Genomic DNA, 24,984 nt, shown 5'->3' with positions numbered 1-24,984 from the left:
GTCTCAAATCTCATATCTCACGTCTAAAATCTGAATAAAACAATGCCAGTTTTAGTATATACCGAAAATGCCGGGGGCAAATTCAAAAAATCGATATTCGAAGTAGTTTCCTACGCTAAGGCTATTGCCGATGCGCAAAGCACTACCCTTACCGCTATATCTATCGGCGATGTTAGTGCCGATGACCTTGCCTTGTTAGGTAAATACGGCGCCGATAAGGTGCTGAATGTATCGGCCGATAAGCTGAAAAACTTTGTTAACCAGGCCTACGCCTCGGTAATTGCCGAAGCCGCCAAAAGCGAGGGTGCCGATATTGTAGTATTATCCAACTCGTTCTCAGGTCGCGGACTGGCACCGCGCGTTGGCGCCAAGCTGGATGCCGGTGTGGCTGATGGCGCGGTTTCCCTGCCCGAACTAAGCGGCGGTAAATTCAGCATCAAAAAAACTGCGTTCTCGGGCAAAGCTTTTGCTGTGGTAGAACTGACATCGGCTAAAAAAGTGATTGCCTTAACACCAAACTCGTACCAGGTTGTTGATAAGGGTACATCGGCTAAGGTGGAAGACTTTAGCGTTGATGTAAAGGAATCGGACTTTAAGGCGATGCTAAAGGAGATCGTTCGCTCTACCGATAAGATCTCCCTGCCCGATGCCGATATTGTAGTATCCGGCGGCCGTGGCCTGAAGGGCCCGGAGAACTGGGGTATGGTAGAAGAACTGGCCAACCTGCTGGGTGCTGCTACGGCCTGCTCTAAGCCGGTATCCGACGCGGGATGGCGCCCGCATAGCGAACACGTGGGACAAACCGGTATAGCTGTCAGCCCAAATTTGTATATTGCCATCGGTATTTCGGGGGCTATCCAACATTTGGCGGGCATTAGCCGTTCAAAGGTTATTGTGGTTATCAACAAGGATCCCGAAGCGCCATTTTTTAAAGTGGCCGATTACGGTATAGTTGGCGATGCTTTTGAGGTTGTCCCTAAATTAATTGAAGCGGTTAAGGCCTACAAGGCTACCGCATAACATGGATTGAGCCGGGTTATGGGTAATAACATGAAGAAAATAGAGCTGGATATTGTTGGCCTGTCATACAGCCAAACACAATCCGGTGCGTACGCGTTGGTTTTGGGCGAGGTGAATGGACGCCGCCGCCTGCCGATCATTATCGGCAGCTTCGAGGCGCAGGCTATCGCCATCGAGATAGAGAAGATGACCCCGAGCCGCCCCCTAACGCACGACCTGTTTAAAAGCTTTGCCCAGGCTTATAATATCCAGATCCAGGAGATCATTATCTACAACCTGGTAGATGGCATCTTCTACGCCAAACTCATCTGCTCGGACGGTAAAAAGACTGTTGAAGTAGATGCCCGTACATCCGATGCCATTGCCATGGCCGTCCGTTTCGACTGCCCTATCCATACCTACGAGTTTATTCTCTCAACCGCCGGCATCGTTATCGAAGGCAACGATTTTGTATACCTCGAAAACCTGAACGAGCAACCCGCCGAAGAAAAGAACCCAGCCTCCCCCGCCGGCAATTACAAATCGGTAAGTGAGGATGAGTTAAAAACCATGCTGCAGGAAGCCCTTGCCGATGAAGCTTACGAAAAAGCAGCCAAGATCAGGGATGAGTTGAATAAGCGGAAGGCATCGTAAGGTTTCCTTCTACGGGCTATAGCATGTGCACTTTCAGCGCAAAAATGTTTCAGTGGAATAAAAAAAATGAACAAAAATCCTTGTTTTTTGAACAAAAATTGAACACGCAACCTATTGATTTATAATTCAATATATGCGTTTGTTCAGAATTTCATTTGCTCACCACTAAGCTGTTTTTTTAAGGTACTGACAGACTTACGCCACCAAAGTTTCCAGAGACATGAGTATGTTCTGCAATAGACTGATAATTTACCACAAATGGGGACGCTTTCGGGTAGCGGAGAGGGAATTAATTAAAGTTCAGCCCGTAGTCGATCTTATCACGGCACCACTTCGCAGTGCTGGTTGTTAAAACCAACCAATCCAACGCCCGCTCAATTCCACTCATTCATCAAAGGCTTTCCATTGCTATCTTTAAAATCGGTAACAGTACTCCCATCACCCGCCTATCCAAGCGTGTCGCTTGGATATACATCAATCTAAGCGTTCCGCTTAAATTGATGTATTGGCACAAAAAAATTAAGCGGCACGCTTAATAAATCCACGCATTCAAGCGGCACGCTTGAATGGGCGTATTCAAAGCGGGAATCAGATCCACACTAATGACACACTGTCCACAAATGCGCCAACACCAACAAAGCTTGCTTATTACTCCCATTGCTTCATCAAATAACCCGCACCTCTAAAATCACTAACACCAACCCCATCATAACGATACACCCCGTCAACAGCACCAAACCAAATATTGCCTTTGCTATCTCCCGTTATCCCGAAAGTCATTGGTTTAGTAATTATTTCGGCTGCAGTTGGCTTCGCGGTATATAAAGTCTTTTCATCGTACCGGGAAACTGCCCAGTCCCGGCTGTTATCCTTTTCTGAACTGGTCCAGATGTTGCCCTTTTTATCCTGGTAGATATAACCGGTAAACTTCGGTTTTAAAAGGGTAAATGTGCTGCCGTCATAGCGCCAAAGGCCATCATTGCCGCCCAGCCAAATATTGCCCTTTTTGTCTGTCATCATCGTACGGACATTTTGAAAAGGTTGGTTTTCGTGCATTGCAACGGTAAAGGTTTTTCCGTCATACACAAAGGTATTGCCCCTGGTGGCAAACCAAAACATGCCGGCCTTATCTTCAATAATGGCGTTCACCTCGTAAGGCGGCCTATCCGCAAAAGTTTTACCAGTCCGGTCTTCATTCATCGCCTGGCCGTTGATGATATAATTGCGGAATGACTTCCCATTGTAACGGCTTGCGCCCCCGAAAACACCGAACCAGATATTGCCTTTTTTATCTTCGTAAATACTGCCAACATCATTATTAAGCAAGCCATCCTTAATGGTCAGATTTTTAAAGGACTTCCCATCGTAACGATAAACGCCGGAACCAATAGAGCCGAACCACAGGTTGCCTTTGCTATCTTCTAAAAGAGAAAAAAACCGCGCCGAACTTACTTTACGGGTAATGTTGATGAATGATCTCCCATCGTACCGGAACACCCCCTCCCACGAGGCGATCCAAATATTGCCCTTCCTATCTTGTATGATATTCCGGGTGATGCTGTTAGGCCCGGCAGTTGTGCTTGCGTTTTTGTCATCGGGCTTGCCATTGTCTTTGGGCAAGTCTGCTTGGGTTTGCGCCATGCAGCGGCCGCAAAAAACAAACGCCAGTAGCAAAGCATATACGTGTGTGTATCGCATGTTTATTAATCGATAAGAATTTCAAAAAGCTAAAAAGCTATTGTGGCGTTTTTTAACACCCTCTGTTTGGCATAAGATAAATCACATTGCCTGAAGCAGATAAACTGAAGCCCTTATTTTCTATAGAAGGAAGTAATAGTTTTTCCCACGTTTTGCCCATGTCAGCCGACCGGAAAACACCATCTGAGCTACTACATATTAAATATTTGCCCGCTTGTTTAATTGATGAAATATAGAATGAAAATTTAGGATCGAATAGTTTTTTGAATAATGAACTCCCCCAGGAAGGCTGAAGTCCTGCTCCTATGTCGTTCCAGGTTTTTCCATTATCCCGTGAAATGTGCAGGGTGTTGGTTTTTGTTGTGGAGTTGTAGGCTATAGCGGCAAATCCGCCGTCAATACATTCCACAGCTACGCCAGCACCCGCTTTACTGATCACCCGGTCCCAATTTTTACCATCATCGTCCGACCGTAATATTCCCCGTGAGCTGAGCGCCAGGAGTACACCGTTCGACTCTATCATTTTCATTACCCAGCCTTCAACCTGCACATATTCCCAGGTTTTCCCACTGTTAGCTGATCTATAAACGGCGTTGTTGGAGCCGACGAGAACTGTACCCTCCGTGCTTTCAAAAAGGCTGCTTACTTGTTTCTCTTTATAGTTTTTGTACATCCAATCTACCGTTTTGTTAAGGCGTACGGCCTGCTCTTGAAAATTGGTGTACATGGGCGACCAATCACGCTGCCCGTTTATCTTTTGTAAAAACTGCCCCCTAAAATCATAAGCAAAAATTCCATCCTTGCCGGGGACAATGTTACGCTGTATACCGGGAATGGTCTCTTTTGCCCAAAACGAAGTTGCGGAATTTGGCTCACTGTGATAAACCCCATTGCCGGCACGTAAATACAGGCCACGGTCATTTGCAAAAAAACCATACGCCGGCACACCTTCTCTCTGCAAATTTCCGGGCAGGCCTTTGCTAATGTTCTGCCATGTTTGTCCGCCGTCGGTAGATCTGAAAACGATATTCAAAGTCCCTGTTGTTTTTACCATCGCTTTCTTTTCTTTTAGTACAAAAGAATTTAGTAAAAACAGTACCAGGATGATAACCGGAATAAACACAAATAATTTGTTCGTTTTTTTAGTTTTCATGTCCTATAAGTTTTGATGAAACAAATCTACTTTGATATGTTTCCGGATGAAGAATTTGGATTGTAAATAAAATTGTAAAAATTGTAAAATAAGCTTGATACACACAGCCTGAACCATTGTTTGCGCACGCGCGTGTCTTAAGGCATTACATAGTTCAGGCTGTGTATCAAGCTTATTTATTTTTTTGCTACGATATTGATCTGAAATCCAATGGAATCCGAAATAGCTCTATCAGCCAAATTATCATAGAACTTTCCTGAATTGTAACGGATACCCCATTTTGTCCGATCGATGATCAGCCTGGCACTCGCTTTTACAATTCCGTCCCTGATTTCTATTCTGGCCGGGAAGGTAACCGGCTCTGTGATACCTTTAATCATCAGCTTCCCTGTAACTGTTTTATTCTCACCGTTTATTGCTGCGCTTTTGGTAATTACGATTGTAGAAAAGGGGAATTTCTCAACATCAAAAAAATCAGGACCTTTTAAGTGATTAATAAGGTTATTATTCGTCGCGTGACCAGGCCCCTCAGTTTTGGTCATGTCTATTTCAACAGTACCGCCCATAAGTTGGCCGTTTTCAATCATCAATTCTCCTTTTGATATATAGGCATACCCGTCATGCTTCCCGTGAACACCTGAACCTGTCCATGCTACAACGCTTTCCTTTGTATCTATAGTAAAATATTTTTCATCCCCAACATGTAAGGATATGGAGCTCGACGATGTATTGTTTTTATTTTCCCCGGTTGCACTACAACCCAGGAAAAAAGAAGTAATAATTAAAAATAAGTAACTGGTTAATAGCTTATTGTTCATACTACAAGAATTAGATTGATTGAAATAACTGACAGATGATGTTAAGATCAGCAATACACATTATTGCCGACCGGCCGCGTTTTTAAGTTCCGTAATCGTACTTCCATCATACCGGGAAACCCCATCGCCTGATCCTAACCAAATACTTCCGTCATTAGCTTCCATGATCCCGTAAAGTATTCCTTTATTGCCTTTATATTTTGATTTGATCTCGGTTACAACCGGCGCTTTGTCGGTCAGTGATTTTGCATCATAACGGGAAAGTGTCCAGTCGTGGTCATTGGCACTTTGCGAAGTAGTCCAGATATTGCCTGTTTTATCTTCGTAGATATAATTAATAAAGTTTGGGGAGATATTGGTAAACATGTGGCCGTCATAACGCCATAGGCCATCTTTACCCCCAAGCCAGATATTGCCCTTTTTATCTTCTGTTATGGTACCAACATTTGTAAACGATTTGCCGTTAGTGTTTTTGACAGCGGTAAATGTTTTACCATCATAAACGTAAACATCGCCTTTGGTACCAAACCATAACTTGCCTGCTTTGTCTTCAATAATGGCATTAATATCATTATGCCTCCAAAGCTCGCTTTCGAAAGTTGATACGTGGACAGAATCGCCGGCGCCGGGCGGCGCCAGTGTTTCCTTCATTTTAAAGGTCCGAAAGGATTTGCCATCGTACCGGCTTGCTCCTGATTCCGTGCCGAACCAAATATTACCGGCTTTATCTTCATAAATACAGGTAACCCCATTACCGGGAAGTCCATTGTTGATGGTATAATTTTTAAAGGATTTCCCATCGTAATAATAAACCCCTGAACCAGCAGAACTAAACCAAAAATTCCCTTTTCTATCTTCCAAAACAGAAAAAAAGCCGGCCGAACTCGCCTTATCGGTAACATTAGTAAAGGATTTACCATCGTAGCGAAAAACCCCTTTCGCTGAAGCAAGCCAGATATTGCCCTTGCTGTCTTGCCTGATGCTGCGGACAAGCTTGTTTGGTGCCTGTGGCATGATCACCTCTTTAGGCCCGGAGGCGGCGTTTTCCTTTAAAAGGGTTGTTTTGTTTTGTCCCTGGCAATAGGTGCAAAAAGCAAGCATCATGAATAAAATGCAGATTTGTGAGTGTGTTTTCATTTTTTTTTATATCAAAGTGATTGGGCAAAACTACCTTGATATCATCCGGCGCGGGGAATTTGGATTGTAAATAAAAATGTAAAAAATGTAAAATTAAGTCTTGATATTCAGACAGTAGCGGGTTTTATCTGCTGCATACGAACAAACTTTATAAATATATATAGTGCTTAGGGTTGAGAATCCCATATCCGCTGCATCAATGGAGTGATGGTAAATCCATCTTCAGACTCAGTTCCATAAAGCGTCCAATAGTATATTGTTGATTTATGAATATCGAAGTCAGATTTTAAAACTTCAGTAATTTTCTGACTGTAAAGCTTAAGATCATTTTCGTTGGCTTCATCTAACGCGAACAACATGCCTTGCATTAAAAGAAACTTTTCATCCTCGTCGATTAAACGAGGGTACAACCCGAGACAAGAAGCTAAATCTATTTTATCGGAAATTTCGAGGGGCCAATCTTGCATCCAATCACCGTAAGGCCATTCAATTTTTTCTCTTATGGAGATAAATGCCTCCCGGGTGATATAACGTGGATCTGGTTTAGGTCTTGCCATATTTACCCCGCTATAGACGCCTCTTGTACTTCTCTTTCTGCATTTATTTCAACGATGATCGTGTGGCCAAAGAATAAGTCCCCATCGTCATAGTACAAGCTGAAATTTGTATCTTCATAAAAGCCTATCGATGTTAGCCTTATAGACTTTAAGAAGCTTTCTTTGGTGAGCGGTGTTTCATCTTCATTTAGCCAATTGTCGTTTTTTAATTGTAGCAAATCGCGGATGATCACTTCGTTCACCGCTTCAGGGTTCTTTATCAGCCAGTTTAATTGCTTGTTTATTTGGGTGATAAATGCTTCGGAATTGTCAGGGATATCGTTCGGGTTAAAACTTACTTCAACAGTTTGTCCCCAAAAAACAATATTAATTGCTGCGGTTTTTAACTCCAGTTTATCGCCGGTTTCTGCCGGCGCTTTAGCTTCAGGAAACAGCTCGTAAAAGTCGGGACTTACTTTTACCGAAATAACCTGTGCCGATTGTGTTTGGGTATAAAAATCAGATAGCTTTAAATCAAACCCGCCTTTAATATCAGGCTCTATCGATGGTTTTACAAAGGCGTTTTTATTGTTGCCCTTGTCTTTAGGTTTTAAAAAGTCAAAAAGTCCCATGTTGCAGGTTTTATTAACATAAATGTATTAATTAATTTATCCCTATAGACTGGTTTATATCCACAAGCGTTAAAATCTAAATTCTCTACCGATGAATTTGTAGATCGGAACAAATAAAAAGAGGCCGTATCATAAATCAAATGATGCGGTCTTTATTTTTTTAGCCTAATAGCTGAATTTGGTATTGAGTTTCTATGGAATTTTTTGAGGGGGAGGGGGTAGCTTTCTTGGGCGAACCTGAGTGGTAAAACGACTCATTTAAGCCGCTTTTTTCCTTAGATTTTGTGCGATTGCAACTAAACCCCATTCTATTTCTACTTTTTCCTTGCCGCGGAGCATAAACCGTTTAAAGCCATGGTTCTGCTTAATATTACCAAATACAGGTTCTACATCAAAGCAGCGTTTCTTTCGCCGTTGTATGCCTTCTTCACTGTTTAACAGCTCGTGCGCCTTTTGTTTCAGGCGGTTCAGGTTTTCATTGATTTCAATGATCCGATTCCCTTTTGATTTATGGCAAATACCGTTCAGCGGACAGTTAGCGCAGTTAACTGCCTGGTATCTTTTTACCGTTTGTTCAAACTCCGTGCTTGTTTTTCTTTTACTTGTTCCGATGAAATTCATTTGCTGGCCCATCGGGCAGATGTAACAATCTTTCTCCTGGTTGTAAAAAAGCTTATTTGCTGCAAAAGGGTGCTTGTTGTTGTGATTCTCATTTTGTTCCTTATCGAACATCCCATACTTTACAAAGGCGATTGTTCCTTTTTGTTCCAACCGCGTGTAGTTCTCCTCGGAGCCATATCCGGCATCGGCTGTAAGCACTTGCGGTGCTTTGCCAAAGCTGACTTCATGCTGCGCTAAATGAGCACTTAATGTATTGGTGTCTGTGGTGTTGGAGTGAATGGTGTAATTGACAATGAACTGGTTGGATGTGGATATCTGAACATTATACCCCGGTTTTAACTGGCCGTTTTTCATGTGGTCTTCCTTCATCCGCATGAATGTGGCATCCGTATCGGTCTTGGAATAGCTGTTGCGTTCACCCAGCAGAGCTTCCTGCTGCTCATAGCGGGCAATGGCCTGCGGGTAATGTTTGCTGATATACCGCAGCTTGCTTTTGACCTGTTTGGAAACATCCTCACGCGAGGAAAGCTTCTCATTGAGTTTATCTACTGCGGCATTGACCTTTTCACTGTCAATAACAGTAAAGTCAGGCGGATCAGGCAGCCTGTCTTCTTCTTTTGCTACGCTTTGGGCATAGTCCCATATCTCTGACAGCTGCTTTTTCATCTTTTCCTTATTGGTCTGAATCGCTTTCTTCCAGACAAAGGTATACCGGTTTGCATTCGCCTCTATCTTTGTCCCGTCCGTATTCACTTCTTCAATACTGAGCAGGCCTTCCTCTGCCAAAAGTTTCACCACATCTTCGAACACATCACGCAGCGCATGCTTCAAACGTACGCCCCGGAAACGGTTGATCGTATTATGATCAGGATAGTTCATCGAACTCAGCCACATCAGGTAAACGCTTTCCCGGCAGGCTGCTGCCAGCTTTCGGCTGGAGTAGGTGTTGGTTACATACCCATATACCAGCACCTTTAACAACATTTGCGGGTGATAGCTTGAACTCCCGCGGATATGATAAGCTTTCAGCAATGGTTCCAGATAGAGCCTGTCGATCACATCGTTAACTACACGCACCGGGTGCGATGCCGGAACTAATTCGTCAAGTGTCGGAGGAATAGCCATCAACTGCCGTTGCTGGTAGGGCTTGAATACAGGTCTTTTAGAGGACATACTACGCTACTTTCGATACATAAATATATGAAAATCAGATTATTATATCAAATAAATACCCCTCTTTATTCCAATAAATTATGCACAAATAAAAAAGAGGCCATACCATGATTTATGATACAGCCCCTTTTTTACACTATTGTTTACGCTTAAAAAGTAAGGCCGATATTTATAGAAGACAGGCTGTTTTTAATTGAAGACCCGCTGTTGTTTTTACCAATATCCGTAACACCTCCCTGGCCGTTAAGTTCAATAAAGAACTTCGTTTTTTCGGCAACCGGGAATTTTATACCAATACCCAGATCAAGCCCGCCATCTACAGTGTTAAAATAAGGTTTTACATCCTGGCCTCCCGCGCTTTCCGACGCAGCTAATAAAAAGCTTACATACGGGCCAAAATTAAGGAACCAGTTCTTAGTACGCCCAAAATGCCAGTTAGCCAGCAAGGGAACGGTTAAGTAGTTTAAGCTGTAATTAGTAGTTTTAGTACCGTAAAAACCATTGTCCCAGCCCTTTTGATCGTAAAGCAATTTTGTTTTAAAGCTCCAGCTTTCCGAAAAATAGTGTTCAACAGAAACACCCGCGTTAAAACCGCTTTTGTAATCGGTGTTTGTAAGGTTGCCTGCTGTTACTGTGGCGCCATTGTAGCCAACGTTAATACCAAATTCGGTAGTGCCCTTTGTTTGTGAAAAAGCGGCCGTGCAAAATCCAGCCGTAATTAGCAGTGTGGTTAAAATTTTTCTCATAAATTGTAAATAAAGTTTGGTCGAATATAGTGGTTTCCCTAAATATCTTTTATTAATAATAAATTATTGGTGCCCATTGCCGGTCTTTTGATCACACCAATTAAACCGCAGCGCAAATCAAATCCGCCACACTCCTCACCTCCAAAAACTCATCGTGGATAGGGTTTATGTTCTTATGTGTATCAGTACAGATCACTTTTTCTATCAATCCGCTTGCCTTTAATTTCTCCAGGCCATTGTTTACAAACAAACCGTGTGTGCAGATAACATAAATGGCCGCCGCGCCGGCATCTTTATAAGTTTGTGCAGCGTTGATGATACTGCCGCCCGAGCGGATCATATCATCATATATCATCACTGTTTTACCCTTCACATCGGCGTTGATGGCGCTTACTTCGGTATGGTCGCCGCTGAGGCGGCGCTTTAAGATGAAGGCGGCATTAACGCCCATATCGTTAGCCAGCGATTCTACCCATTTGGCCCGGCCGGCATCGGTGTTGGCCATTACAAAATTATTGCCGCCGTATTGCCTCGCTGCATCAATCACAATATCCTTGCAATACACATGTACCGGGTAAAGTTCGTGCTCAAAATAATGCGGCAGGCCCTCGGTGTGCAGATCAAACAGGTAGATCTTATTGCCTTTATTGCCGCGTGGAATAGCCGAAAACAACCGTGCCCTTGTTTTGGCAGTCACCACCTCGCCGGGCTTAACGGCCCGCTCCATAGTTGAATAGCCAAAGTACGGCACCACCAAACTCAGCGAATTTGCCCCATAACTCACCAGTGAAGAAGCCAGGTCGAACAGTTCAAGTGTCGCCGCATCGTTCACCGTTCCGCCGATCAACACCACATCGCGGTTCTCTACCGGGGTGCAGATCCGCTGGTAACATTCCCCGTCCGAGAAGGTGTCTATCTCCACTACACCCTCTTCAAACTTGCCGCAGGCTAATACCTTTTCGGCCAGGTAGCGGTATCCGTTAATATGAAACAGTAGCTTTTTCATTTCTTATAAATTATTATTGGCTAGTTCCCTTACCTGCTCAAAGCTCCACTCCTTTACGGTTTCGCCGTTTTCAAAAACGGTTACCAGTTCGTCGGGCAATTCAGGGTATTCGTGTTGCTTTACGGTGCGGTAAGTGCCATCTGCTTTAACCAATTTTAGTTTGCCGGCCTTGCTCTTTTTAAAACTTTCGGTAATGTTACCGTTTTTATCCATTTCGGTGGGGCTTTTTTCAACATTTACATCCCGGCCGTTAATGGTAGCATAACTGCATTTTAAAGCGAAGCGCTGGGTATCGCGGTCAACCTTTTGTAGTAAGGCACCGCCCATGCCTAAAACCAAATTCTCGGCGCTGATGCCATTGGCTTGTAAAGCCTTATAGATATCGATAATGGCATGGTAATTTACCCCATCGCCCTGTATTACGCGCAATTGCGGTGGCAGCACCTTATAGCCTTTTTTATTTGTAATATAACCGAATTTATCAAACAGGATCTTAAAGATCTCCAGCAAGGTCATTACCGGGTCGCCACTGTCGGGGCGGATCACCAATACGCCGTCGCGTTTTAAAATGTCCTGCTTCAATTCTTCGCCCCAATAGCTTTCGCAGGCGCGGAAGATATTATAGCTGTCGGATACGCAGGCGATGATCCCGGTTGGGAACGTTTTCAGTATATGCCTGAACACATCCAGTTCGCCATCTTTACCTAATAAGGTACATATGCTATGTTCGGTAGCGGTGATGCTTACACCATATACTTTATTGGCATTATAATATTGCTGTGCCAGTACAGAACCGGCTAAATTATCACTCCCTAAAAAGCTTATCAGGTGAGCGCTGCCGCCTAACCCGGCACTCTCCACACTGCTTACACCACGGAAGCCAAAGTCGTTCAATACAAAATCAATCCCGGCTTCGCTGCCTTTGGTGGCGGTTTCGCTGTAAAACTGGCCGATCACCTTTTTCACCTGGTGACTTAAAGTAGCCACGGTGCTGGGGTACCAAACCTGCATCAGCAAGGTTTCTAAAAAGTTGGTCAGCCAAAAACATTCCGGGTCGGTGTTTTCAATGGTCATCAGCACATTTCCGGTGGGCACTACGGTGCCTTCGGCAACGGTTTTTATTTTTACGGGTAGTTTGCCGTTGTATTTATCAAGGATATACTGAAACCGGCTTTTATCAAACACATCATCCCTGCCAAAAACCTGTTTTAAAAATGGTCCGGCTTCGTCCAGGTCTTGCTGTGTAAAGGCCACTCCTTCCACATACTCCTTTAAAAAGTATTGCAGGCCGAAGAAAATGGTTTCGTTAAATAAGCCGCCACGACTTTCCAGGTAGCTGTAAATATGGGTGGTGCCGGGAATGTATAATTTATGGTGTGAGTATTTATAGGCATCGGCCAGTAATACAAAATTTGCGCGTTTCATAACATTAGTTTTTAAGGTACTTGTTTAAAATATGCTGAAATAGTTCCAGGTGCTCATCGCTGATCTGCCCGGTATCTATCAACTGCGGGATCTCGCTTAGTTTTACCCAGCCTAAGCCGATGATATCATCCTGGGCTTTTGGCTCGCCGGCTGTATAATCGCAACTGAAAAGCAGGGTGATGATCTTGTCCGCTTCACTGCGATAACGCCAGTCGTTTATCTTGCGCGATGTTTCGTAGCTCATCCCGCCAAACTCCAGTTCGCCGCACTCCTCTTTCAGTTCGCGGGCGGCAGCGCTTTCATAATTTGCATCTTCAGGATCGGCGAAGCCGCCTACAAAGCGCCATTTATTGTTGGTGGCTTTTTTACCCAGCAACAACTCGGTTTTATTATTCCTGAACAGGGCGATATCAACCGTTGGGAACACCTTGGTATACTGATTATGATAAGCGTACAAAATGCCTGCGCGAAAATCGGTAGAGTCGTAAACCTTATCTGCAAATTGGTTACGCAATTCGGTGGCGTTATAGTCGCCATGTTCGGGCAGTTCTACAGTTTCAAATTTGCCGCTGTAGTATGGGATAAAGCTGTCGCGGCTGCCATACAGGGCAAACTGCTCGGCCGGGAAAACGCCGCTCAGCATCATATCCAAATTTTGCGACCAGGTGATATCGCTCGGGTGATCGCTGATGGGCAGCACGATCACCTCGGGATACTCCTTCTTGATCATCTTTTCACGCGTGTAGTAATCGTACGGATTTTTACGGCTGCCTTTTATGGGGCTTACCCCTAATACAATTACCAGTTTATTGTGGTTGGACATCACCTGTTTAATCAGGCTGTGGTGCCCCTCGTGCAGGTATGGCGATTGGAACCGGGCGATAATTACTGCTGTTTTCATGATTTATATTTGCGTTAATTATACACAAATATAAATATGCGTTTTTAATACGCAAATTAAATTTTACATTATTTTACAAATAACTATAAATCAATCTTTTAAATCTCGAAGTTAATGCCGTCTTTTTTTAGTTGGAAGTATTTCTCCTGGTCGAAGCAGAATAAATTACCGGGGCGGCCAGCGGTTTCGAGGGCTTGTTTTTCATTAGTTTCGATCAGGAATCCGAACTTGCTGACCTTCTTTTTGAAGTTCCGCCTATCGATAGGCCGGTCGAGTACAGCCATGTATAACTTCTCCAGTTCGGAGAAGGGAAACTTTTCATCCAGCAATTCAAAGCCAATAGGTTCGTATACGATCTTACTTTGCAAGCGCTTCAAGGCTACCGATACGATGTCCCGGTGATCGAAAGCCAGTTCGGGCATGTTCTTCACGTTGAACCAGCGCGCATCGCCGGCATCGGTACCGGCATTAAGCATTAGGCCGTCGGGTTTAACCAGGCCATAATAAGTGATAGACACTACCCTATTCCGCGGGTCGCGGCCCGGCTTGCCGAAGCTATACAGTTGTTCAAGGTAGTTGATCTGCACACCGGTTTCCTCCTTCAGTTCCCGGTAAATAGCATCCTCCAGCGATTCTTCGTCCAGCACCAAACCGCCCGGCAGCGCCCAATCGCCCTTAAATGGTGTAACATCGCGTTTTATCAGCAATATTAATAAACCATCTTTTGATGTATATCCAAACACCACACCATCAACAGCAACCTTTATTTTTTGATTAACCGGCATACACCAAAATTAGTATTAATGTAAATAGTACGCAAATGTTGTAAAGCGGGTAAGTTATCGTAATCGAACCGAATAAAATTTTCATAAATTGGGGTGCCGCAAAAATCTGTTGCCCTATTTTTTTGCTTTCGCAAATAAATCACTACTTTCCCGCTTTAATTTAACATAGCTATAACATATAAACCGGCACCTATATGAATATTAAGTTTCGCTTAATACTGATGAATTTTATGCAGTTTTTTATTTGGGGGGCGTGGCTGATCACCATTGGTGCATACTGGTTTCAAAATAAAGGCTGGTCGGGTTCGCAGTTTGGCGCTATTTTTTCCACCATGGGTATCTCGGCTATTTTTATGCCGGCCCTAACAGGTATTATATCAGATAGGCTTATCAACGCCGAAAAATTATACGGCATTATGCATATCCTTGGTGCGGGCGTATTGTTCTGCCTGCCTATGGTAACCAACCCGGATACCTTTTTCTGGATCATCCTGTTAAACATGATCTGCTACATGCCTACCCTATCGCTATCAATCACGGTGGCCTATTCAGCATTAAAAGGTGAGGGACAAGATGTGGTAAAGGTATATCCGCCTATCCGCACCTGGGGCACAGTGGGCTTTATTGTAGCGCTTTGGGTAGTTAGCCTTACGCATAACGAAACATCGCCAAATCAATTCTACATCGCTTCGGCGGTATCGTTAATGCTGGGCCTATACGCCTTCAGCCTGCCGAAATGCCCGCCACTGTTAAGCAAGGTTGATAACAAATCGGTTGCCAGTCTGCTTGGCTTAAATGCCTTCGCGCTGTTTAAAACGCCTAAGTTCGCTATCTTCTTCGCTTTCTCTATGTTATTAGGGGCTGCCCTGCAGTTAACTAATGCCTATGGTGATACCTACATCCACGATTTTAAAAATATAGCCGCTTATCAGGATACGCTCACGGTGAAATACCCGGCCATCATCATGTCCATCTCGCAAATTTCCGAGACTTTGTTTATCCTGGCTATCCCGTTCTTCCTGCGTAAGTTTGGTATTAAGAACGTGATGCTGTTTAGCATGCTGGCCTGGGTGTTGCGCTTCGGCTTGTTCGCATTTGGCAACCCAGCCGATGGCTTATGGATGATCATCCTGTCGTGCATTGTTTATGGCATGGCCTTCGATTTCTTTAATATCTCAGGTTCGTTGTTTGTAGAAACCCAAACCACGCCCGAGATACGTGGCAGCGCCCAGGGTTTGTTTATGATGATGGTGAACGGCTTCGGTGCATACTTTGGCAGTATGATCAGTGGAAATGTGATCCAAAAATTCTTTACCGATGCCCATGGAGCAAAGGATTGGCATAACATCTGGCTAAGCTTTGCCGCTTACGCGTTAGTAATTGCCGTTATCTTCCCGTTTGTATTCAGATATAAGCACAATAAAGCGTTGGTGGAAGCTTATAAACACGCTTAACAATTATTCAGGCATAAATAATAAAAAAGCCCGGCCGCTAAAATTGCAGACCGGGCTTTTTTATTATTTTTAAGCACAAAAATCTACCGGCTCTATCACCCATGAAGAAACACTACCGCCACGAGCACGACTGCCTGAACTGCGGCTCCGACCTTCAAGGCAAATTTTGCCACAATTGCGGGCAGGAGAACCTTGAAATAAAGGAAAGTTTTGGCCACATGCTTAACCATGCCGTAAGCGATTACTTCCATTTCGATCACCAGTTTTTTCACACCCTAAAACCCCTGCTGCTTAAACCAGGGCAACTCACTATTGAATATATGGCCGGCCGGCGGGGGCAATACCTGCACCCTGTTAAGATGTATATTTTCATCAGTTTGGTATACTTCATCCTGCTTTTTAAAGGCGATCATAATATTATCCGAACCGATGATCAAACGAAAAAAAACTCGAACAGCGAGATCATAGACGCGGTAAAGAAGGATATCGCTAAGGACAGCAGCCTTAGTGCCAAACAGCGGGATAAATTATCGCAAACGGTAAACCACGTGGCCGGCAAAGCAGAAGGTGTAAAGGTGGATAGCATCCACGCGCCGGTTACCATTACCAGAACCGGCGATGATACCGATAGCACGGCCGAACTATATAACCGCAGCCAAAGCAAACTACCCGCGGCTAAGCGCGATGGCTTTTTCGATCACTTTTTTAAAGAGCGGACTTTGCTTTACGAACAAAAATATGGCAAGGAACAGGCGATGGAACACTTTAAGGAAGACGTGAAACATAACGCGCCTAAAGTAATGTTTGTACTGCTGCCCTTATTCGCCCTGATACTCAAGATCACCTTCTGGAAGAACAGGAAGTATTATGTAGAGCACCTCATCTACAGCATTCATCTGCATTGCTTCTTCTTCCTGTTTTCGGGCGTTATACTCCTTATTCAGCGCATCCTGCCCGCAAGCTGGCACTCATTCAGCGATTTGCTTACCCTTTTTGTGACGGTCTATACGGTCTATTACATTTACCGTTCCCTGCGGGTAGTATATCAACGCAGTCGTTGGCGTACCATTAGTAAAATGACAGGCATTGCGGTTATGTATTGGGCAATGGCAATAATATGTGTAATAGGGATGCTGATGGTAACGGCGGTAACCGCTTAATTTACAACGAGAATAAACGGTAACCCAGCGTCAGGTTAAAAATATTCACGCGCGTTTCGTCCTGGCCGTTATTGTAGGGCTGTTTGCTTAAGCCATATTCGTAACGCAGGTCTACAGATATTTTTTTGATATCCAATCCGGCGCCAAACGTCCAGGCCATGCTTTGGTCTTTATAATTCAGGCGGGCTACATTACCTAAGGCCGCGCCAAGGTTTTGATCTTTATAAAGTGCCAACGAGAACAGCGGGCCGGTATAAAACCTGCCGCCAACACCAAACGCGCCAATTTTACTCCCCAACAGCAAGGGCACATCCAAACTGGTGAACGATGCCTTGTTAACCGTTCCGTTGTTGTTATTTATGGTTACGTTTTTGCCGGTGATATACAACTCGGGCTGAAAGTTGAAGCCCAGGCCCCCTACCCTTGCCCATACACCGCCCAGGTACCCTGCCCTGTTCCCGGTAGCGAATGTGGCCGTATGCGAAAACTTAGAAAGGTTCATGCCGCCCTTCAGGCCAAACTCAAACGATGGGATGATTTGGGCGGATGCCAGTTTTATGGCTAACAAACAAATAACAGACAGGGCGAGATGCTTTTTCATGACAGGTTAAATTTTACGCTAAGGTATTTAAAATCCATGAACCATATAGGCAATTTAACCACAAAGAGCGCAAAGGATTTGTTTTTGCTGATAAACACAAAGACCACAAAGAATATCAGTTTTTATTCTTTGTGGTCTTTGTGAAAAATCTTTGTGTGCTTTGTGGTTAAATTGCCACAGCTATTACAAAGCCAGTTTACCCTGGTAGTAATCTAATATTTTAGTGCGGATAAAGTAATCGTAACGCGCGTTGATGAGGCTGGTTTTGGATTTATCCATATTACTTTTAGCCACCAGGTAATCAACCGAGTTTAAGTCGCCGTCGTTAAAGCGTACTTCGGCTATCCTGAACGATTCGCTATAGGCTGCTACCTGGTCGGTTAATATCTGGTAGCGTTCGTAAGCGCTGGTCATGTTGATGTAGGCTTGCTCAATGTTTTGCTTCAATTGTATCTTGGTATTTTCGGCTACATATTTAGCATTTTGCAGGTCGATCTTAGCCAATGCTACCGCGTTACGACTTTTAAACGAGTTTAGGATAGGAATATGTAAACCCAAGCCGCCGTAAGTGCTGTAATTATTTTTAAACTGATCGCTAAAGGCGGCACTTGAGCCACTGGAGTAATTAGTCAATAAACCACCTGACAACGAAAGGGATGGCAACAGGTTACCCTTTGTTGCGCTTACAGCTTTTTCAGCACTTTTCTGGCGAAGATCGGCCGCTTTAACCAAAGAAAGGTCTGCTAATGCTTTGGTATATATCTGTGCCGATGTTGCTGTGTAGGCACCGGGTAATTGGTCGGCTGTGAGGCGCTGCAATTTTACTTCCTTATCAAAGGGCACGTTCATAATTTGCAGCAGGTTAAGCCTGGCCGCATATACCGCGTTACGCGTGTTTACGATAGACAGTTTATCGTTTGCTGACTGGCCGCGCAGATCGTAAAGGGTTTGCGGAGCAATATTACCGTCCTTGTTCAATATCTCGTTACGGTCTAATTGCTTTTTAGATACTTCAAGCTGGGTTTGCACCTGCGCTAACTGATCCTGGTTATCCAGCACGCTCAAATAGGTTGTTATCACGCTGAGCGTAATATTTTCCTTAGCCTGCTGGTAATCCATTTGGCCAGCCTGGTAAGCTAATGATTGCTGTTTGATACGGTTTTGCAGGGTAAGCCCGTTGAACAGTGTAACGTTAGCATTTAAGGCATACTGGCCGGTAGTGATCGATTGGTTAACGTAAGTATAGGTTGTAGGGTCCTGGCTGCGGCCGGTACTTAACGAATGATTTACATCGCCACTGAATCCGGGTAGCAGGTTTTCGCGTGCTTGTTGCCAGTAAATACGATCGGCTTCCATTTGCAGCTGGCTTTTGTGCACATCAAGGTTGTTTTTAATGGCAATATCAATACATTGCTGCAGGGTGAGTACAGAATCGGCGCTTTGGCTAAATGCCTTAGCGCTTAAAAAAGTAAGTAATAACAGGTATTTAAAGTAACGCATCAGTGTATTATAATTTGGTTGATGAGGCAATTTTACCGTCTAATAATTCGATGATCTTAGAACCGTATGCCGCGTTTTTTTCTGAGTGGGTAACCTGTATAATGGTTACGCCGTGGTCTTTATTTAATTTTTGGAAGATCTCCATAATTTCCTCGCCTTGTTTGGAGTTCAGGTTGCCTGTAGGCTCATCCGCCAGTATCAGGCGTGGCTGGGCGATCAATGCACGGGCAATACCTACCAACTGCTGCTGCCCGCCTGAAAGTTGTGCCGGGAAAAGATCTTTCTTCCCCACGATCTGGAAGCGGTCGAGCATATCAGCAACTAATGCCTTACGCTCGGCACCTTTGATATCCTGGTAGATCAGCGGGGTCTCGATGTTTTCGTAAACGGTAAGCTCATCAATTAAATGATAAGCCTGGAATACAAACCCGATATATTGCTTATACAGGGACGAACGCTGCTTTTCTTTTAACTGGTGCACCGCCTGGCCCATAAAATAGTGGAAGCCTTCAGATGGTTCATCCAGCATACCGATAATATTAAGCAAAGTTGATTTGCCCGAACCCGATGGCCCCATAATAGATACAAACTCGCCTTCTTCTATCTCAAGGCTGATATCGTTCAGTACAATGTTTTTATTGCCGCCCGCCTGGAAGTATTTTGAAATGTGCTGTAGTGATAGCATTTTAAATTGTTGTGTTTTGATTTAAATAATTGACCTGTTATTGCAACTAAGTTATTTACCAGATCAATACCAACCTATTGAATAATGTACCAAACATTAAATCAACTGAATATCAATACATTAAAAAGAAAATAACGATACTCACCGTCCGCTTATGTAACACGGAGCGTTCGGTTATGATACAGTTAGCCCGGAAGTCGGTAAAGACGGAAAGTCCGGAAGATAAAAGGTTGGTCGGAAAGTCCGGAAAGACAGAAGTCCAAAGATATAACCGATCATATCTTTCGGACTTCCGGTCTTTCCGACTTGCGGACTCCTGCCTACTCGTTCCGTAAACTATTAACAGGGTTGGTAATTGCCGCTTTTACCGATCGGATGCTTAGCGTAGCTACGGCGATGAATAAGGTAATGCCGCAGGCCAGTGCAAACACCCACCAATCGATACTTGTGCGATAAGCAAAGTCCTGCAACCATTTATTCATAAAATACCAGCCTATGGGCGAAGCGATAACGAAAGATATCACTACCAGCTTTATAAAATCCATAGAAACCAAATTAGCGATATCTAAAACACTGGCGCCAAGTACCTTGCGTATACCTATTTCTTTTACCCGGTTTTGTACAGTTAGCGATATCAGACCGAATAAACCCAGGCAGGCAATAATAATGGCCAGCGAAGAAAATATATTGAATAATGAACCTAAGCGCTGATCTGCCGTGTATAATTGCTGCAATTTATCATCGGTAAAAGCAAACTCAAACCGTTTATCAGGATAAAACTTTTTCCACCTGCTTTCGATATAACTAATGCTTGCCGAAATATTAGCCGACGAAACACGGATGTACATATCGCCCTGCTCACATTCCGGATCGCTTTTTATAATAACAGGGCCTATTTTTTGATGCAGCGATAATCCATTAAAGTTTTCTACCACGGCAATAACGGTGCCTTTTATGGGTTTTGTTAATACCTTGCCCACCGGGTTTTTCAAGCCAAGTGCATTAACCGCCTCCTGGTTAAGCATAATTGGAAACGATGCCTGGAAAGCCGCCCGTTCGTCATCTCCCATTTTTTTTGAAAGCCGCCATGCCGAATCGGGCGATAACATATCGCGCCCATATGCCCGTGAAAAATTGCGGCCCTCTAAAATGCGGATCCCCATGGTATTCACAAAATTCAGGTCGGCGTAGGTAAAGTTGTATCTTATGTCTTTGGTAGTATCAGTACGGTCCTTATAATTATTCCACATGCCATAATCCTGTCCCATACGCCACGATGCTACGCTAACCGCTTTAATATCCTTGTTTTTAAGCAACTCTCTTTTAAAAGCGGTAACCTGGCTTTTGCGGATGAAAAAAGGCACGTCTATCAAATTATCCTTGTTAAAACCAAGGCGCGCGTTGCTGATATAACTAAGCTGCCGGTTGACAATCAAGGTGGCAATGATCATTACCCCCGAAATGCTGAACTGCAAAACAACCAGCGCCTTACGAAGACTGATATTGATACCGAACTTAGATAAACCTTTCAGCACCTTAACCGGCTGTAACGCCGAAAGGAAAAACGCCGGGTACGCCCCCGAAAGCAGACCGCCAACAGCAAATATCAGCGCGATACCGAGCATGCCAGCGATATCAAACAAAGGCACCTGCTGGTAAGCGGTTATCTTTGCCGAAAAAACCGGCCAAAGCGAGTAAGCGATAACAATAGCCAATATGGTGCTGATCAGGAAAAACAGGAACGATTCGGTTAAAAACTGCACGATCAATTGCTTCCTTAACGCACCTAATACTTTGCGCAAGCCAATTTCGCGGGCACGCTGCAATGAGCGGGCGGTAGTTAAATTAATATAATTAATGCAGGCGATAAACAGGATAAGCAACGCGATAGAAGCAAATATGTAGATGTATTTAATATCGCTGTTAACCGATATCTCGCTAAAATAGTGCGATCTTAAATGGATATCGGTAACCGGTTGCAAGCGCACGCCCGTGCCCTCGGGGAATTTGTATTTTTTGTAGATGGATTTAAATTGTTGTTCTAACTGTGCTGCATTGGTATTTTTATTCAGCAATACGTACTGCGGCATAGAGGTGTAGCTTTCCATATTGAAAACCTCCTGGTCGGGGTTATCATCTGATATAACCACATCAGCCCTTAGGTGGGTGTTTTGCGGCATGTCTTTTACCACACCCGTCACATGCCTGATATTGCCATAATTATCGGTAATAGTATTACCGATGCAGTTGATCCCGTTAAAGTACTGCTTCGCCACAGTTTGGCTAAGCACCAGGCTGCCGGGTTGCTGTAGTGCGGTTTTGGGGTCACCGCTTAAAAATTGATAGTTGAATATTTTAAAGAAATCGGCCTTCGCATCTATCGTTGTCACTTTTACAATATCGTTATGATATTTAAACTGCATGGTAGAACAACCCAGTGGCGTAGACGCGACGATAGCCGGAAACTCCTTTTGTAAAACATCGGCCATGTGCATATTTACATTTACCCGTAGCGGACTAACCGAACCGGGCTTATCTACCTGTAATAAGCGGTAAACCTGCGGATAATTGCTATAACCCTTATCATAAGATAATTCATAGCGGATATAAGCCATGATCATGATGACACTGGCCAGCCCGATAGCTAAGCCAAACAGGTTCAATACCGAGAATGACCGGTCGCGCAACAGCGTCCTAAAAGCGATTTTCAGATAGTTTTTTAGCATGGGAATTACTTTAGTCCGAAAGTCGGGAGAGACCGAAAGTCCGGAAGATGATATAATTAGTAAATTCTATCTTCCGGACTTTCCGACTTATACGGACTTCCGGACAATTTCTTACTCACTCCTCAAACTCTTAACCGGGTTCAGCAGCGCCGCTTTTACCGATTGTATGCTCACCGTAAGGAATGCGATCAATATCGATAATCCGCCGGCCAGCACAAATACCCACCATGGTATATTGATGCGATAGGCAAAATCCAGCAGCCATTTATTCATTACATACCAGGCCAATGGCGATGCGATGAGTACCGATATCAATACCAGCTTCAAAAAATCGCCCGATATTAACTTAACGATACTGCCCACGCTTGCCCCCATTACCTTGCGGATGCTTACTTCTTTAAAGCGTTGTTTTGTAGTAAACACAGCCAAACCGAATAAACCCAGGCACGATATAAAGATAGTTACCGCGGTAAATACATTCAGGATATTACCGGTGCGCTGTTCCGAGCGGTACATGGCATCGTACTCCTGGTCGAGGAAATGGTAATCGAACGGCACATTTGGGTAAAACTTCTTCCAGCTGGTTTGGATATTGCTGATGGTGCTTTCCATATCCTTGCCCGAAGTTTTGATCAGCAATTTGCCAAACCAGTAATACTCGGCAAAAATAACCACAGGGGTTATTTCCTGGTGCAACGATGCGAAGTTGAAATCGTGAGTAACGGCTTTAATCGTCCCTACACGGCTGTCGCCCATATTAATAGCTTTACCAACGGCCTCTTCCGGTTTCCAGCCCAGGGCCCTGGCCGCGGTTTCGTTAATTATAAAGCTATACCGGCGCTTGGTATCATCGGTTGTGTTTACTTGTTCTTCATCCGCCAGGGTAAAATTGCTGCCCTGTATTATTTTAATACCCAGGGTATTGATAAAATTCCGTTCCACAGGGATGGCTGTAACCGAAAGTCTGTAATCGGGCGATTTACCTTCGGCTTTGGTGATACTGTACCCGCCGCGAATACTCACCGGCGAATCGTACGACGCGGTGGAAGCCATAACGTTAGGCTGCGATTCGAGTACGGTTTTATAGGCTTGTATCTTATCAAAAGGCATCCCGCCGATATCCAGCACTAATACCTGCGAGCGGTCGATACCTGTATTACGGTGCATAATGTAGTGCAGTTGACCGCCCACGATCATGGTACAGATGATAAAAAACACCGATATGCCAAACTGGAATACTACTAACCCTTTACGCAGGTTGCCGCTTTTGTTACTGCCACGGCCCTTCATGGTTACCACCGGTTTAAACGCCGACAGGTACAGGGCCGGATAAGTACCGGCTATAAAAGTTACAGCTACAAATAAGGCTGCCAGTAAGCCAATAAGCCACGAAAGCTGCCAGGTATCAAAACTTAAACGTTGTGCCGTAAAATTGCTAAACGCCGAAAAGCTCAACCATGTTAAGCCAATACCGATCAGTAAGGAAAAAAGGGTGATCAGGCCGGCCTCGGCAATAAACTGTATAAATAATTGGGTGCGCTCTGCTCCCATTACTTTACGCACACCTATCTCGTGCGCGCGCTCGGCCGCCTTAGCGGTTACCAGGTTAAGGAAATTGATACAGGCCAGCAGCAGTAGTATTACTGCTACGGCGCTTAAAATATAAACGTAGTTGATACTTCCCGATGGTTCCAGCTCATCCTTTAAGTTTGAATACAGGTGTATAGAAGTAAGCGGCGTTAAAGTAAACCACGATTTATAGCCCGACTTAGTACCATTGCTTGTAGCAGCATCGGCGTATGCATTCATCTTTTTCTCCGCATTTTTCAGGCTGATTCCAGGCTTTAGTAACAGGTACGAGTAATCGTTGGCCGAATCCCATTTACGGGTTTTGGAACGATCCATGATATCGTAATTGCCCATCAAATCAAACTTAATATGCGAATAGGCGGGCACATCGGCTATAACGCCGCTAACCACCATATTATACTTTTGGTTTACCTTTAATATTTTGCCCATCGGGTCGGTACTGCCGAAATATTTTTTTGCGATGCTTTCTGAAATAACGACAGCCAGCGGATCGGTCATTGCCGATTGAGCATTGCCTTTCAAAAATGTAAAGCTGAAGATCTTAAAAAAGCTATCATCGGCCAGCAGCATACTTTTTTCGTTAAACACGTTATCACCATACTGCACGGTGACCGGCCTGCCATCCGAATAATTGTAAACCCGGGCGCCGTCCTCAACCTCGGCTATCTGGCGTTTAAATTCGGGGACTACGGCCGTAGGTGTAACCGCTACATCATTTGAATGGTCGTCATTAGCTGATTGAAAATGATTATCTACCCGCACTATACGGGCGGCATTGACATGAAACTTATCATACCGTAACTCATTGATCAGGTAGGTTGCCAGCAACAGGAAGCAGCAAATGCCAACCGCCAGGCCAGTTACGCTGATAAAAGTTGTAACCCGGTTATTCATCAGATAACGCCAGGCTGTTTTGAAATAGGTCTTTATCATTTACCCCTCCTAACCTCCCCAAAGGGGAGGAATTTTGATTGTTGATTTAAT

Annotated in this window: 21 protein-coding genes; 4 read left to right on the top strand and 17 right to left on the bottom strand. The window is 44.2% G+C overall.

The genetic code is table 11. The features are described 5' to 3' along the window. The first annotated feature begins 42 nt into the window (after window positions 1–42). Together HQ865_RS08930 and HQ865_RS08925 are read left to right on the top strand one after the other, a co-directional pair. A complete protein-coding gene (locus HQ865_RS08930) occupies window positions 43–1,020 on the top strand; it encodes an electron transfer flavoprotein subunit alpha/FixB family protein (protein WP_173414564.1) in 978 nt (325 codons plus the stop codon). 30 nt (window positions 1,021–1,050) lie between these two features. Continuing rightward, window positions 1,051–1,653: a bifunctional nuclease family protein gene (locus HQ865_RS08925; RefSeq protein ID WP_173414563.1), complete on the top strand. Its 603-nt coding sequence runs from the start codon at window positions 1,051–1,053 to the stop codon at window positions 1,651–1,653. A 648-nt stretch (window positions 1,654–2,301) separates the two neighbouring features. On the opposite strand, the gene HQ865_RS08920 is transcribed toward HQ865_RS08925, so the two are convergent. From HQ865_RS08920 to HQ865_RS08865, 12 genes are all read right to left on the bottom strand, one after another. After that, complete coding sequence (locus HQ865_RS08920) at window positions 2,302–3,294, bottom strand: ligand-binding sensor domain-containing protein (RefSeq protein WP_237073780.1); 993 nt, start codon at window positions 3,292–3,294, stop codon at window positions 2,302–2,304. 109 nt (window positions 3,295–3,403) lie between these two features. Beyond that, entirely contained in the window at window positions 3,404–4,504 is a 1,101-nt protein-coding gene (locus tag HQ865_RS08915; protein ID WP_173414561.1) for a WD40/YVTN/BNR-like repeat-containing protein, read from the bottom strand. Window positions 4,505–4,680: 176 nt separating this feature from the next. Continuing rightward, window positions 4,681–5,322 carry a YceI family protein gene (locus HQ865_RS08910; protein WP_173414560.1) on the bottom strand — a complete coding sequence of 214 codons (642 nt, stop codon included), beginning with the start codon at window positions 5,320–5,322 and terminating at the stop codon, window positions 4,681–4,683. A 60-nt stretch (window positions 5,323–5,382) separates the two neighbouring features. Further along, on the bottom strand, window positions 5,383–6,459 hold the full coding sequence (locus HQ865_RS08905; RefSeq protein ID WP_173414559.1) for a ligand-binding sensor domain-containing protein: 1,077 nt from the start codon (window positions 6,457–6,459) through the stop codon (window positions 5,383–5,385). Between the two features lie 167 nt (window positions 6,460–6,626). Continuing rightward, window positions 6,627–7,016 (bottom strand): hypothetical protein, encoded by a 390-nt coding sequence (locus tag HQ865_RS08900; RefSeq protein WP_173414558.1) that lies wholly within the window; start codon window positions 7,014–7,016, stop codon window positions 6,627–6,629. A gap of 2 nt (window positions 7,017–7,018) precedes the next feature. Next, window positions 7,019–7,627 carry a DUF2262 domain-containing protein gene (locus tag HQ865_RS08895; protein ID WP_173414557.1) on the bottom strand — a complete coding sequence of 203 codons (609 nt, stop codon included), beginning with the start codon at window positions 7,625–7,627 and terminating at the stop codon, window positions 7,019–7,021. A gap of 258 nt (window positions 7,628–7,885) precedes the next feature. Further along, entirely contained in the window at window positions 7,886–9,421 is a 1,536-nt protein-coding gene (locus tag HQ865_RS08890) for an IS1182 family transposase (protein WP_173412997.1), read from the bottom strand. A gap of 149 nt (window positions 9,422–9,570) precedes the next feature. Beyond that, window positions 9,571–10,167, bottom strand: coding sequence for a porin family protein (locus tag HQ865_RS08885; protein WP_173414556.1), 597 nt, complete (start codon window positions 10,165–10,167; stop codon window positions 9,571–9,573). 100 nt (window positions 10,168–10,267) lie between these two features. Beyond that, entirely contained in the window at window positions 10,268–11,173 is a 906-nt protein-coding gene (locus tag HQ865_RS08880) for a ribose-phosphate diphosphokinase (protein WP_173414555.1), read from the bottom strand. Window positions 11,174–11,176: 3 nt separating this feature from the next. After that, entirely contained in the window at window positions 11,177–12,598 is a 1,422-nt protein-coding gene (locus HQ865_RS08875) for a nicotinate phosphoribosyltransferase (RefSeq protein ID WP_173414554.1), read from the bottom strand. A gap of 4 nt (window positions 12,599–12,602) precedes the next feature. After that, on the bottom strand, window positions 12,603–13,499 hold the full coding sequence (locus HQ865_RS08870; protein ID WP_173414553.1) for an NUDIX domain-containing protein: 897 nt from the start codon (window positions 13,497–13,499) through the stop codon (window positions 12,603–12,605). A 98-nt stretch (window positions 13,500–13,597) separates the two neighbouring features. Next, window positions 13,598–14,284, bottom strand: coding sequence for an NUDIX hydrolase (locus HQ865_RS08865; protein ID WP_173414552.1), 687 nt, complete (start codon window positions 14,282–14,284; stop codon window positions 13,598–13,600). A gap of 194 nt (window positions 14,285–14,478) precedes the next feature. Here HQ865_RS08865 and HQ865_RS08860 point away from each other — a divergent pair, with 194 nt between their 5' ends. Continuing rightward, window positions 14,479–15,738, top strand: coding sequence for a nucleoside permease (locus HQ865_RS08860; protein ID WP_173414551.1), 1,260 nt, complete (start codon window positions 14,479–14,481; stop codon window positions 15,736–15,738). Window positions 15,739–15,839: 101 nt separating this feature from the next. Beyond that, on the top strand, window positions 15,840–16,898 hold the full coding sequence (locus HQ865_RS08855) for a DUF3667 domain-containing protein (RefSeq protein WP_173414550.1): 1,059 nt from the start codon (window positions 15,840–15,842) through the stop codon (window positions 16,896–16,898). A 1-nt stretch (window position 16,899) separates the two neighbouring features. Here the strand turns inward: HQ865_RS08855 and HQ865_RS08850 are convergent, their stop codons facing one another. The 5 genes from HQ865_RS08850 to HQ865_RS08830 all read right to left on the bottom strand — a co-directional run bounded on the left by HQ865_RS08850 (window position 16,900) and on the right by HQ865_RS08830 (window position 24,933). Continuing rightward, complete coding sequence (locus HQ865_RS08850; RefSeq protein WP_173414549.1) at window positions 16,900–17,499, bottom strand: porin family protein; 600 nt, start codon at window positions 17,497–17,499, stop codon at window positions 16,900–16,902. 183 nt (window positions 17,500–17,682) lie between these two features. After that, complete coding sequence (locus HQ865_RS08845; RefSeq protein ID WP_173414548.1) at window positions 17,683–18,999, bottom strand: TolC family protein; 1,317 nt, start codon at window positions 18,997–18,999, stop codon at window positions 17,683–17,685. Window positions 19,000–19,006: 7 nt separating this feature from the next. After that, entirely contained in the window at window positions 19,007–19,684 is a 678-nt protein-coding gene (locus HQ865_RS08840) for an ABC transporter ATP-binding protein (RefSeq protein ID WP_173414547.1), read from the bottom strand. 320 nt (window positions 19,685–20,004) lie between these two features. Then, window positions 20,005–22,410 carry an ABC transporter permease gene (locus HQ865_RS08835; RefSeq protein ID WP_173414546.1) on the bottom strand — a complete coding sequence of 802 codons (2,406 nt, stop codon included), beginning with the start codon at window positions 22,408–22,410 and terminating at the stop codon, window positions 20,005–20,007. Window positions 22,411–22,521: 111 nt separating this feature from the next. Beyond that, a complete protein-coding gene (locus HQ865_RS08830; RefSeq protein WP_173414545.1) occupies window positions 22,522–24,933 on the bottom strand; it encodes an ABC transporter permease in 2,412 nt (803 codons plus the stop codon). Window positions 24,934–24,984 lie beyond the last annotated feature (51 nt).

Origin of the sequence: Mucilaginibacter mali, assembly GCF_013283875.1 — a bacterium.
Lineage (GTDB): Bacteria > Bacteroidota > Bacteroidia > Sphingobacteriales > Sphingobacteriaceae > Mucilaginibacter > Mucilaginibacter mali.
This window is presented reverse-complemented; position numbering and strand designations above follow the sequence as displayed.